Consider the following 12,187-nt stretch of genomic DNA (forward strand, 5'->3'; position numbering starts at 1 on the left):
CCGGGTTAGCGTCGACCGGCATACCGACGTGGGGGGGTGGGGAGGTACCGGGGTGTCCACGGCCGAGTCGGGCACCGGCACGCTGCGGCTGCCGATCGTCCTCGGGCTCTCCCTCGCCTTCACGGTCACGGTCGTCGACCCTCTGGTACTGAGCCTGAACCTGCCGCAGGTGAGCCGGGCCCTTCAGGTGCCACCGCAGGTCGTCGGGTTGCTGGGCGGCGCGGCGACGCTGGTGATGGCCGCCGCCGTCCTCGCCGCGGGCAGTCTCGGCGACTCCCTCGGGCTCAAGCGGCTGCTGATGATCGGACTGGCCGTGGTCACGGTCGTCGACCTGCTCTCCGTGTTCTCGCCCGGCTACGGATTCCTGCTGGCGATGCGCTTCCTGGCCGGGCTGGGGATGACCGCGCTGCTGGGAGTGCCGCTCGCGCTGCTGAAGGTGTCGGTGCCGCCGGAGAGACGGCCGACGGCCATCGGCGTCCTGATGGCCGTCAACATGATCCTGTGCGGGGTGATCCCCGCGTTCACGGGCTGGGCGGTGGCCGTCGTCGGCTGGCGGTTCCTGTTCCTGATCGCCCCCCTGCTGTCCCTGGTCTCGCTCTGGCTGACGGCCAGGTACGTCCCCGAGTCCCCGGTCCGGCAGGGCCGCCGCCTCGACGTGCTGGGCATCGCCCTGCTCGGCGGGGCCCTGCTGACCCTGGTCGTGGGCCTGGCCGCCGCGCAGAACGGCGTTTCCCGGTTCGAGACCTGGGTGCCCCTGTCGGTCAGCGCGCTCGTCGCCGTGCTCTTCGTGCTGCACGCACGCCGCGCTCCCGAACCCGCGCTGGACCTGACGCTGTTCCGCAGCGCACCGTTCGGTGTGGCCCTGGCGGCGACCCTCACGCTGAACTTCCTCATCGCCGGGTTCAGCATCGTCCTGGGGCAGTTCGGCAGCGTCGTGCTGTCGCTGTCCCCCGAGGCCATCGGCCTGCTGTACCTGCCCGGCACCCTGGTGATCGCCGGTGCCGTGATCCTGGCCGGGCGCCTGGTCGGGAAGTACACCCCGCGGCCGGTGATGGTGACCGGGCTGCTGGTGATGGCGGCGAGCGGGCTGCTGATGGCGGGCACCGCCGGTCCCACGATGGCGGTGTGGCTGCTGGTGGTGGCCACCTGGTCGTGCAACCTGGGGTCGCTGGTCACCTCGACCTCGGTGTCCGAGACGGTCCTCTCCCAGGCACCGCCCGGCCGCTCCGGCACGGTGGCCTCCGTGCAGATGGCCTTCGCGATGACCGGCGCCGCGTTGGGTCCCACCGTCTACATCCTGTTCTTCGACTTCTTCTTCCGGCGGCGGTGGCTGGCGGACGCGCGGGCACGCTCTCTGTCGGTCCGGCAGGCCGAACAGGCCGTGGACGCCCTGCGCAGTGGGATGACCCAGAACCCGGGCGGAGCCGGATACGACCCCAACCTGCTCCGGCAGGCCTCGGGGCTGGACCTCGGGCTGGACTTCGCCGACGGGCTCCGGCTGACCATGCTGCTCGTCAGCGTCCTGCCGCTCGTCGTGGCGGTCCTGGCCTTCGTGCTGATGCCCCGCCGCGAGGGATCCGGGGCCTGAGGGCACGCGCGAGCTGATCGCCGGCGACGCACGCCGTCCGGACGCCCCCCTCACGTCCGCCTTCGGGTGGCGCACGGCGTCCGTCGTGGCCGTGCCCGTCACCCTCGCCGACCGGCCCGTTCGAGTCGGGTGCCGGGCGGGCCCGGCCACCGCGGTACGGCTCGTCTCCCGGCGTCGGGCGGGAGAGAATGGGGCTCCCGGGACGGGCGAGGTGGTGGAGATGCCCGCATGGCGTCTGCGTGACTATCACGACGACGATCTCGACCAGGCGATCCAGATCTGGGACCAGAGCCGCCGCCACGCCGACGAGGACCCCGTGTTCCCGGTGTCCGAGGTGATGGCCGCGGCGAAGGCCGGGCAGCCGGCGGTGGTCGCGGCGGTCGGTGCGGAACTGGTCGGCATGGCCGTGGCCGAGGCGCACGGCAAGCGGGGGTGGATCCTGCAGGTCGCGCTCGCCTCCCGCTGGCGCCGGCGCGGGATCGGCAGTGCTCTCCTCGCCGAGCTGGAGCGGCGTCTGCGGACGCTGGGTGTGCGGCACATCAGCGCGCTGCTGCCGACGGGCGCGGCCGGGACGAAGGCGCTGGAGAACTCGGGCTACCGGTTCCGCGAGGAGCTGACCTACTACGAGAAGTTCGAGCCGCCCGGTGCGGCCGAGGCCGGGGTTCTCGCCGCGCTCGGCGGCCGCATGCTGCCCGACGGGCTCTGGGACGCGATGGCCGGTATGGAGCGGGAGAAGCAGGTCGTCGAGCGCCGTGTCGTGCTGCCGTTGACGGAGCCGGCGCTGGCCGACCGCTACGGCGTCGTCCCGCCCAAGGCGGTCATCCTGTTCGGTCCGCCCGGCACCGGGAAGACGAGTTTCGCCAAGGCGGTGGCCTCACGGCTCGCCTGGCCGTTCGTGGAGCTCTTCCCGTCCCGGCTGGCGGCCGACACCAGCGAGGGGCTGGCCGCGGCGCTGCGGGAGGTCTTCGCGGAGCTGGCGGAGCTGGACTCGGTGCTGCTCTTCATCGACGAGGTCGAGGAGATCGCCGGCGTGCGGTCCGGCCAGGCCGTCGATCCCGGGCACGGCGTGACCAACGAGCTGCTCAAGCTCATCCCTGTCTTCCGCGAGCAGGACGCCCGGCTGCTGGTCTGTGCCACCAACTCGGTCCGCTCGCTCGACGCGGCGTTCCTGCGGCCGGGCCGGTTCGACTACGTCATCCCCATCGGGCCGCCGGACCCCACCGCCCGCGGGGCGATCTGGGCCCGCTACCTCAGGGCCGCCGCCGGCTCCGTGGAGCTCGGCCGGCTGGTCGAGGCCAGCGAGCTGTTCACCCCGGCCGACATCGAGTTCGCGGCCCGCAAGGGCGCGCAGGCGGCGTTCGAGCAGGAGGTCGCGCACCGGCGGGGCCGGCCGGCCACCACCGAGGACTACCTGACGGCCATCGCCGACACCCGGCCGACGCTCACCACACGGGCGATCGAGGAGTTCACCGAGGACATCGAGAAGTACAGCCGGCTCTGATCGCCGCGCGGTCCCGGAAGGGCTGTGCGGACGGGGGCGGGCCCCCGTCCGCACGGGGTGGTCAGGGGGCGTCGACGCGGCCGTACTTCGGCACGGTCACCGTGCGGTGCCCCGGCGTTCCGCCGAGGACGACCTTGCGGTACGTGACGTTGTTGGCCTTGCTCTCCTCCTTGAGCCGGTTGTCCGGGTTGGCGACGACCTGGATGTAGTACGTGCCGTTCGGCAGGCTCGAGATGTCGAAGGACTGGCCGGGCCGGTACTGCTCGTAGGTGTCGCCGTTGCCGACGTCCAGGGCCTCGCGGACGGACACCGAGTTCTGCTCACCGCAGGCGGTGGCCAGGTCCGTGTTGGACGGGTGCCAGTCGGCGTTCTTCACCGTGTAGTCGATGGCGTCCGTGTCGGCCAGGCAGAAGGCCTCCTTGCCGCTGCGGACGATCTCCTTCTTGTCCGCGCCGAGCAGCCGGTAGCTGGCGAAGTCACTGAAGTGCCAGTGCTGGTGGCCCTCGCGGGGGTCCCACTCCATCGTGCCGGTGCGGGTGTAGCCGACCTGCTTGCCCTTGGCGTCGTAGAAGTACTGGTAGGCGTCCATCTTGTCCTTGCCCGGGCTGCGGAACCCGTCCACCACCAGGGGCGAGGACCCGCCGTTCCAGACGGTGGCGCCGAAGGCGAGGTAGTCCTTGCCCGTGGCGGCACCCTCCCCGCCTTCCCCGCCGTCGGTGACGGCGATGCCCCATGCGGGAAGGGCACGCAGGTCCGGCTTGGGCGCGTCGGCGGGGACGGCGCCGTTGCCGGCCGGGCGCCTGGACGCCGGCTTCAGGCCCTTCGCAGCGCCCTTGTGGGCGTGCTCACCGCGGGCGAGGCCTTCCCCGCCGCCGTCGGTGCCCTTGCGGACCGTCACCTTGATCGTCTGAGTCTTGTCGGGCATGCCGAACAGGTCACGGTACTTCTTCGCCACCGACACCTTGGCGGTGTAGTCACCGACCGGCAGGTTCACCTCGTTGCCCGAGTCGTAGCCCCCGGAGGCGCCCGCCGCCCAGCCCTTCTCCACGCCCCACACGCCGCCGAGCGTGAACGGGTTGCCGGAGCAGCCTTCGGGGTACTTCGAGGTGGCCGGGGCGTCCGGCCGGATCCGGCCCGCCCGGTCGTTGGGACAGAAGGACTGGGTGGTGTCGAGCACCTTGGCGCCCGACCTGTCGCTGATGCTGATCTTGAGGAAGTCCGGCAGGCCCGAGAAGTCCTTGACCAGGCCGGCGGGCAGGGACTTGGTCACCGTCCGGCCGCCGGAGTGGATGATCTGCGACGCGACGACCGGATCGTTGTAGGACTTGCGTGTCACCCGCAGCTCGAGCGGTCCCCCGTCGACCGTCACATAGGTGCCGAGGTCCAGGTAGACGCCCTCCTCTCCCTCATAGCGGTCGAGGGTCACCGAGGAGGAGGCGGCGATCAGTCCGAGTTTCGGCGTGCCCGCCGTGGGCGCCGCTCCCGCGCCGGGCGCGGCGAGTGTTCCGGCGGCGCCGGCGGTCAGGGCGGCGACGGCGATGATCGTCGAGCGGCGTAAGGCCTTGCGCTGGTGTGCGGTCATGAGTTCCTCGCTGTGCGTTGGTCGGGACGTGCTGTGCGCGTCTTGCAAGCGCCGAAGGAGGTTCTTGTGCGCCACCTGTGAAAAGTGCCAAAAACGGCTTAAGGTTGCCCGGCGCCCGGAAGTCGTCCCGAATGTCGGCCAGTTGGCGATTTGTGGCCGCCGTCCGCCCCTCGCGGATGCGCGGCCCGGCACAGAGGAGGAACCACGGTGAGCAGTCGTACGTTTCTGACCGGAGGCGGGTGGGACGCCCCTGCCGAGGTCTACGGGCCGTTCCTGCGGGCGGCGGGGGCCGCACCGCGCATCGGATGCGTGATCGTCGACGAGGGGGACGGCAAGGAGCAGTTCGCCCGGTACGAGGGGGCGTTGACGAAGGCCGGGGACTGTGCGGCCGTACCGCTGCTGGTGCCGGTCGGCGGGCGGTTCGAGCCGGGGCTCCTCGCGGACGTCGACGGGGTGCTGGTGTGCGGCGGGCTGACGCCCGCGTATCAGGAGGCGTTCGCGGGGTGCCTGGACGGCCTTCGCCGGATGCTGTCCGAGCGGGGTCTTCCCTACGCCGGGTTCTCCGCGGGGGCCGCGGTCGCCGCGCGCCGCGCCGTGGTGGGCGGGTGGCTGCTGGACGGGGTGCCGGTCTGTCCGCCGGACAGCGCGGAGGACCTGGCGGAGGTCGATGTGCGGGCCGGGCTCGGGCTCGTGCCCTTCGGGGTGGACGTGCACGCCGCGCAGTGGGGGACGTTGCCGCGGCTGGTCGCCGCCGTCGGGCGTGGCGACATGCCGTACGGTGTCGCGCTCGACGAGAACACCCTGGTGGAGGTGGCCGGTGACGGGCACGCCCGGGTCTCGGGGCTCGGACGCGCCCATGTCGTACGGCCGACCGGTGACGGGGACGTCCTCCTGCGGTCCTACGCGGCCGGCGGGACCTTTCCCGTCACCCCCGTCGACTGACCGGTCCGGGGACCCGCGCACACGCCGAGCGGGCCGGTCCGCGGGGCCTGCACGGCCCGGACGCCGTGGTGCCGGCCGGGCAGCGGCTGCGACCGCCGGGGCCTGCCCCGCTCAGGAGCCGGGCCCCGGCTGCCGGTTGTCCGCGCGGGCCGGGGGCCGCGATCAGATCGTCGACGTGTCGATCACGAACCGGTAGCGCACGTCGCTCGCCAGCACCCGCTCGTACGCCTCGTTGATCTGGTCCGCGCGGATCAGCTCGATCTCGGCGCCCAGGCCGTGCTCGGCACAGAAGTCCAGCATCTCCTGGGTCTCCGGGATACCGCCGATGCCGGAGCTGCTGACGCTGCGGCGGTTGCCGAAGAGCGACTGGAGCACGATCTGGACCGGCTCCTCGGGCAGGCCCACGTTGACCATCGCGCCGTCCGTGCGCAGCAGGGACAGGTAGGCGGCGAAGTCGAGCGGGGCCGAGACCGTGTTGAGGATCAGGTCGAAGGTGCCCTTGAGCTGCTCGAAGGTCTCGGGATCGCTGGTGGCGTAGTAGTGGTCGGCGCCCAGCTTGAGGCCGTCGTCCTTCTTGCGCAGCGACTGCGAGAGGACGGTGACCTCCGCGCCCAGCGCGTGCGCGAGCTTGACGCCCATGTGTCCGAGGCCGCCGAGCCCGACGACGGCGACCTTCTTGCCGGGGCCCGCGTTCCAGTGCCGCAGCGGCGAGTACGTGGTGATACCGGCGCACAGCAGGGGCGCGGCCACGTCGAGGGAGAGGCCGTCGGGTATGCGGACGACGTAGTTCTCGTCCACGACGATCTTCTCCGAGTAGCCGCCGTAGGTGGTCTCACCGTCCTTGCCGACGGAGTTGTACGTCCAGACGACGCCGCCGGTGGAGCAGTACTGCTGCAGGCCGGCCTTGCAGTTGTCGCACTCACGGCAGGAGTCGACCATGCAGCCGACGCCCACCCGGTCGCCGACGGCGTACTTGGTGACGCCGGGGCCGACCTCGGAGACGACACCGGCGATCTCGTGGCCGGGCACCATCGGGAAGGTGGCCTTGCCCCAGCCCTCGCGGGCCTGGTGGATGTCGGAGTGGCAGATGCCGGCGAACTTGATGTCGATCAGTACGTCGTACTCGCCGACCTCCCGCCGCTCGATGGTGGTCCGCTCCAGCGGGGCCTTGGCGGCGGGGGTGGCGTATGCAGCAACAGTGGTCATGGGTCCAGCCTGCCCCAAGCCCCCGGATTCACCCAGATCACGCTTCTGCGTACGACTGCCGTGCCTACCACTGGCGGGGTCAGGCTCGTGGACGTACGACCATGAATACTGGCCCGTATGGACGCACAGCCCCAGCCCTCCGGACCGTCCCTCGACCGGCGCGCCGAACTGAGTGAGTTCCTGCGCACCCGGCGGGCCCGGCTGAAGCCGCAGGACGTGGGGCTGCCCGACCTCGGGCGGCACCGGCGGGTGCCGGGTCTGCGCCGTGAGGAGTTGGCGCAGCTGGCCGGGGTGTCCGTGGCGTACTACACACGGCTGGAGCAGGGCAACGGGCAGAACGTGTCGGCGGAGGTACTCGACTCCATCGCCCGGGCGCTCAGGCTGACGGACGCCGAGCAGGCCCACCTCACCCGCCTCGCCAAGGGCAAGCAGCACAAGAGGAAGCCGTCGGCCAGGCCGCAGCAGGTGCGGACGTCGATCGGGCAGCTGCTGAACACGATGGACGCGGTGCCCGCGTACGTCGTCGGGCGGCGCTCGGAGATCCTCGCGTGGAACCGGATGGCGGCGGCGGTCTTCGGCGACTGGGCCGAGCTGCCGGCGGCGGAGCGGAACTGGGCGCGGCTGGTGTTCCTGAAGCCCGAGTCCCGGGACCTGTTCGAGGACTGGGAGCAGAAGGCGATCGACATCGTCTGCGTCCTGCGGATGGACGCCGGCTGCTACCCGGACGACCCCCGGCTGTCCGCCCTGGTGGGCGAGCTCTCCGTGAAGAGCGAGGACTTCCGGCGGCTGTGGGCGACCCACGACGTCAAGGAGAAGAGCCACGGCGTCAAGCGGCTGCGGCATCCGCTGGTGGGCGCGCTGTCCCTGAACTTCGAGTCCTTCAGGATGACGGACGACTCCGACCAGTCCCTGATCGTCTACCACGCCGAGCCGGGCTCCCCGTCGGCCGAGGCCCTGCGCCTGCTGGCCAGCTGGGGGGCGGACGCGACCCGCGCGGGGGCAGCGGGCTGATCGGGCTGTGCCCGGCCGCGCACACGACGTGGGGTGTGCCGGAGATCTCCGGCACACCCCACGCACTGCTTACGACTGCTTACCGACTACTTGCCGTAGTACGCGTTGTAGATCGAGATCGTCGACTTGTTGCCCTTCTTGTCGGCGATCTTGGCGTGGAAGGAGATGGCCTTCCCCTTCGCGGGGTTCTTCACGGTGATCTTGCCGTGGTCGACCGTGACCTTCTTCCAGGTCTGGCCGTAGTCGTACGACACCCACACCGCGAGGGACTGCAGGTTGCGGCCCGCGGCGGCGCCCTCGACGGTGACCGGGAAGGTGACCGTCCTGCCTGCCTCGACGCGGCTGTCGAGGCCGGTCTTGGCGTTGAAGCGGGCGGTGGAGGCGGGGAGCTGGGCGAAGCTGTCGGCCGGCTTCTTGGAGTGGAAGGTCCAGCTCGCGTCGATCCGGGTGGAGGCGGCCGCGACCTTGACGGTCCGCGTCACCGAGGTGGTCAGCTTGTACTCGGCGTCACCGGCGGGCACCTTGAAGGTCTCGCCGAACAGCGGGTCGTTGTTGGAGCCCACCTTGGTGCCGTTGCGGTACAGGGTGGTGGTCGCCGCGGTCAGGTCCGAGTAACCGTAGTGCTTGCTGCTGTCGGCGAACAGCGGCAGGGACCCGTAGATCTCGTTGTCCTGCCGGAACACGCCGTACTGGGAGTTGAGGTGCGGGCCGAAGACCGCGGTGTTGAAGGTCTTGTTGTAGGTCTGGCCCGCCTTGAAGGTCTGCGGTTCGCCCAGCGAGTAGAAGGCGTCCGAGATCGGGAGGCCCTGGGCGTCGTGGCCCGAGTACTGCTCGACGTCGAAGCTCCACTGGGCGCCGTCGACGGTCGAGACGTACATCGTGCGCGTGCCGGGCAGCTTCTGCTCCACCGCGTTGCCGAAGACGAAGTCCTCGCCCAGGATGCCCCAGGGGGAGATCCCGCCGGTCTTGCCGGAGGCGGCGGCGCCGACCGCGTTCTTCACCGTGGCCAGTTCACCGGTCTTGAAGTGCCGGACCTTGTCGCCCTGGATCTTCTTGACCTTGGCGCTGGTGGCCACGTCGTACTCGGTGTCCGCACCCTTCGTCCACTGGCCGCTCCAGGTCTGGATCAGACCGTTCGGGACCTCCGGGCCGAGGTGCGCCATGCGGATCTTGTCGAAGCTGCCGAAGCCGCGGCCGAACCCGACCTTCGCCGGGTCGTACATGTAGTCGATCAACGCCGACTCCGGCTTGGCCTGGGCGTCCGGCACCGTGATGTCGGCCGTCTTGGCGGTCCGGGCGTCCAGGTTCACCGTGGTGTCCTTGGTGACGCTCAGCTTCGGCTGGACCAGCCAGTCGAGGCCGCCCTCGAACGTGGTGAAGTCCTTGGCGATCTCGGAGTCCAGGAGGTACGTGCCCTTCGGCAGACGCATGGACACGGTGCCGGAGGCCTCGGGCTGAACCGTGAAGGCCTGGTCCTTGGCGATACCGGTGTAGCCGTACAGCTCGGTGTCGTAGACCCCCGTCGGCTTCCCGTCACGGCCGGTGTGCTTGAAGGTGACCGTGTACGACTCCACCTCGCGCTGCACCGCGGCGGCGGTACGCACCGTCTGCCCGCCGCCGGTCGCCGTCACGTACGCCGAGTACGCGCCGTCGAGAGTGCCGCCCAGCTTGGTGTTGACGGTGAGGCCGACGGAGGCCTTGCCGCCCGCGGGGACCGTCACCTTGGTGGCGCCGAGCTTGAAGAAGCCCGCCGGAGCCGCCTGGCCCTTGGGATTGGTGGCGGTGGCCGTCAGGTCGAGCGTGACGTCCTTGGTGCCGAGGTTGCGGTACGTGACCTGCTTGGTGACCGGCGTGTCGTCGGTGTGCGGCCACTGCTGCGTGCCGAAGCTCACCGACACCGGGTCGGCGACCACGGTCTGCTTGATGGCCTTGTCGACCGCGATACGGCCCGAACCCTGCTGGAACGGCGTGTACTTGCCGCCCTTCGCGGAGCCGGTGAGCGCGGCCTTCAGCTCGGCGAAGCCCCAGTCGGGGTGCTCCTGCTTCAGGATCGCGGCGGCGCCCGCGACGTGCGGGGTGGCCATCGAGGTGCCGGAGATGCTCAGGTAGCCGGGGGCCGGGTGCGGGACCTCCGGGTCGGTGTCGATGACACTGCCCGGCGCCGCGGCGGCGGTGATGTCCACGCCGGGCGCGGTGACGTCCGGCTTGATGGCGCCGTCACCAGTGCGCGGGCCGGTGGAGGAGAAGTCCGCCAGCTTGTCGTTCTTGTCGACGGCACCGACGGTGAGCGCGTCGTCGGCGCTGCCCGGCGAACCGATCGACTGGGGGCCGTCGTTGCCCGCGGCGATCGCGAACAGGATGCCCTTCTCGGTGGAGAGCTTGTTGACCTCGGCCTCGAGCGGGTCGACCTCGGGTGTGTCGTAGCCGCCCAGGCTGAGGTTGACGACGCTCGCGCCCTGCTGGGCCGCCCACTCCATGCCGGCGAGGATGCCGGAGTCGTCACCGTAGCCGGAGTCGTCCAGCACCTTGCCGTTGAGGATCTTGGCGTCGGGTGCGATGCCCTTGTACTTGCCGTTCGACTTAGCGCCGGTGCCGGCCGCGATGGACGCGACGTGCGTGCCGTGACCGAAGTGGTCCTTGGCGTCGGCTGCCGCCGAGAAGTTCTTGGAGTCGATCACCTGGCTCTTCAGGTCCGGGTGAGTGGTGTCCACTCCGGTGTCCAGGACGGCGATCTTGACGCCCTTGCCGGTGTAGCCGGCCGCCCACGCGGTCGGGGCGCCGATCTGCGGGCCCGACTTGTCGTCGCTGGCCTTGCGGACACCGTCGAGCCAGACGTGCGCGATGCCGGAGGCGGTCCTGTCGCCGTTGGTGAGCGCGTCCCACAGCTCGGGCGTTTCCTTGGCCGGGGTCTGCACCGCGTCCGCGTTCAGCGTCCTGAGGCTGTGGCGGAGGGTGCCCGCGTCGCGGACGTCGGACTTGGCGGCCGTGGCGGCGCCCTGGTAACCGACGATGACCTTCAGGCCGTGCTGCTGGGACTTGCGGGTGGCGGCCTTGTTGAGTTCGGTGACGTCGAACAGCCGCTGGTCCAGCTTGCCGGAGGCGACCAGGTGGGCCGCGTCGCCGGGAATGACGAGGGTGTGCCCGTCGGCCTTGCGGATCTCGAACGGAATGTGCTCGCGTCCCTTGGCCCGCTCCAGGCCGAGGACCCGGCCCTTGGCGTCGACGGCGACCCGGTCGCCGGTGATCAGGGTGATGCGGTGCTTGGACGTGAACGTTGAGGCGGCGGCCGACGACCGCTGCTCGGGCTTCGCCGACGCCGGGCTGGTCATACCCGCGGCGAGGGCGACGGCGGCGGCGGTGGCCACGGTGGCCGCAGCCGCTCTTTTCACTTGTCTGCGCAAAACTCCCCCTGGAAACGGAGTACCGGGCGAATTCCCCGTTCACCCGGCCGGGGGCAGTCTCGTACACATGAACGTCAACCCCCCGGATCACGCAGTATGCCGGGGGGCGATCAGAGGGCTCAATAGGCAAGAGACGGGTGAGAAAGCGCTACCGCGAACTGTTACGCCCCAGGGGGAACACCGTTACACAATCGCGAAGTCCACTACCGGCGAGCGGTGTTATACGCGCGGTGCGCTCAACTGGCCGCGTTCTCCTTGACGGTGATCCTCCCCTTGCGGATGGTCGCCACTCGCGGGGCCTTCCTCGCGATCGAGGAGTCGTGCGTGACCACGATGAAGGCCAACCCGTGCTCTTTCCACAGGCGTTCGAGAACGTCCATGATCTCATCACGCATCCCCTCGTCGAGGTTGCCGGTGGGCTCGTCGGCGAGCAACACCTTCGGCTGCTTCACCAGCGCCCGGGCGATGGCGACGCGCTGCTGCTGTCCGCCGGACATCTCCGACGGCAGGTGTCCGAGCCGCTCGCCGAGCCCGACCGACTCCAGTGCCTCCGCGGCCCGTTCGCGCCGCTCCCTGACCTTCACACCGAGCGGTACGAGGGCCGTCTCGACGTTCTCCTGGGCGGTGAGGGTGGGGATGAGGTTGAAGGACTGGAAGACGAAGCCGATGTTCTCGCTGCGGACCCTGGTCAGCCGGGCCTCGGAGAGCTTGGCCAGGTCGGTGCCGTCGAGGACGACTTCGCCGGAGGTGGGGCGGTCCAGGCCGCCGAGCATCTGCAGCAGCGTCGACTTGCCGCCGCCGGTGGGCCCCTGGATGACCAGGCGGTCGCCGTCGCCGATGGTCAGGTCGATGCCGTCGAGGGCGTGGACGACGTCCTTGCCCCGGGTGTAGTGCTTGGTGACGCCTCTGAGTTCGTACATGGTGGGTGCAACTCCTGCGGGAAGTAGGGGGGTCGG

The 12,187-nt window shown here is 70.6% G+C and carries 8 protein-coding genes; 4 read left to right on the forward strand and 4 right to left on the reverse strand.

Features of this window, described 5'->3' with window-relative positions; genetic code table 11:
- Positions 1-52 precede the first annotated feature (52 nt).
- Both ACWC21_RS21660 and ACWC21_RS21665 read left to right on the forward strand, forming a co-directional pair.
- On the forward strand, positions 53-1,588 hold the full coding sequence (locus ACWC21_RS21660) for an MFS transporter (RefSeq protein ID WP_450884182.1): 1,536 nt from the start codon (positions 53-55) through the stop codon (positions 1,586-1,588).
- A 220-nt stretch (positions 1,589-1,808) separates the two neighbouring features.
- Entirely contained in the window at positions 1,809-3,089 is a 1,281-nt protein-coding gene (locus tag ACWC21_RS21665; protein WP_450884183.1) for an ATP-binding protein, read from the forward strand.
- Positions 3,090-3,150: 61 nt separating this feature from the next.
- Here ACWC21_RS21665 and ACWC21_RS21670 read toward each other — a convergent pair whose 3' ends face one another.
- Positions 3,151-4,671, reverse strand: coding sequence for a lysyl oxidase family protein (locus ACWC21_RS21670; protein ID WP_450884184.1), 1,521 nt, complete (start codon positions 4,669-4,671; stop codon positions 3,151-3,153).
- A 207-nt stretch (positions 4,672-4,878) separates the two neighbouring features.
- On the opposite strand from ACWC21_RS21670, the gene ACWC21_RS21675 reads away from it, so the two are divergent.
- Positions 4,879-5,613 (forward strand): Type 1 glutamine amidotransferase-like domain-containing protein, encoded by a 735-nt coding sequence (locus tag ACWC21_RS21675; RefSeq protein ID WP_450884186.1) that lies wholly within the window; start codon positions 4,879-4,881, stop codon positions 5,611-5,613.
- Positions 5,614-5,775: 162 nt separating this feature from the next.
- Here the strand turns inward: ACWC21_RS21675 and ACWC21_RS21680 are convergent, their stop codons facing one another.
- Positions 5,776-6,819 (reverse strand): NAD(P)-dependent alcohol dehydrogenase, encoded by a 1,044-nt coding sequence (locus tag ACWC21_RS21680; RefSeq protein ID WP_450884188.1) that lies wholly within the window; start codon positions 6,817-6,819, stop codon positions 5,776-5,778.
- A 117-nt stretch (positions 6,820-6,936) separates the two neighbouring features.
- Here ACWC21_RS21680 and ACWC21_RS21685 point away from each other — a divergent pair, with 117 nt between their 5' ends.
- On the forward strand, positions 6,937-7,830 hold the full coding sequence (locus ACWC21_RS21685; protein ID WP_450884189.1) for a helix-turn-helix transcriptional regulator: 894 nt from the start codon (positions 6,937-6,939) through the stop codon (positions 7,828-7,830).
- A gap of 86 nt (positions 7,831-7,916) precedes the next feature.
- On the opposite strand, the gene ACWC21_RS21690 is transcribed toward ACWC21_RS21685, so the two are convergent.
- A complete protein-coding gene (locus tag ACWC21_RS21690) occupies positions 7,917-11,159 on the reverse strand; it encodes a S8 family peptidase (RefSeq protein WP_450884343.1) in 3,243 nt (1,080 codons plus the stop codon).
- A 308-nt stretch (positions 11,160-11,467) separates the two neighbouring features.
- On the reverse strand, positions 11,468-12,151 hold the full coding sequence (locus ACWC21_RS21695) for an ABC transporter ATP-binding protein (RefSeq protein ID WP_450884191.1): 684 nt from the start codon (positions 12,149-12,151) through the stop codon (positions 11,468-11,470).
- Positions 12,152-12,187 lie beyond the last annotated feature (36 nt).

The sequence above is a fragment of the Streptomyces sp. NPDC001348 genome (assembly GCF_053597535.1).

What these genes read in the sequence shown, in the direction of transcription:
- ACWC21_RS21665 (WP_450884183.1), top strand. Translation starts at nt 1,809, where the DNA reads ATGCCCGCATGGCGTCTGCGTGACTATCACGACGACGATCTCGACCAG.
- ACWC21_RS21670 (WP_450884184.1), bottom strand. Translation starts at nt 4,671, where the DNA reads ATGACCGCACACCAGCGCAAGGCCTTACGCCGCTCGACGATCATCGCC.
- ACWC21_RS21680 (WP_450884188.1), bottom strand. Translation starts at nt 6,819, where the DNA reads ATGACCACTGTTGCTGCATACGCCACCCCCGCCGCCAAGGCCCCGCTG.
- ACWC21_RS21685 (WP_450884189.1), top strand. Translation starts at nt 6,937, where the DNA reads ATGGACGCACAGCCCCAGCCCTCCGGACCGTCCCTCGACCGGCGCGCC.
- ACWC21_RS21690 (WP_450884343.1), bottom strand. Translation starts at nt 11,159, where the DNA reads ATGACCAGCCCGGCGTCGGCGAAGCCCGAGCAGCGGTCGTCGGCCGCC.
- ACWC21_RS21695 (WP_450884191.1), bottom strand. Translation starts at nt 12,151, where the DNA reads ATGTACGAACTCAGAGGCGTCACCAAGCACTACACCCGGGGCAAGGAC.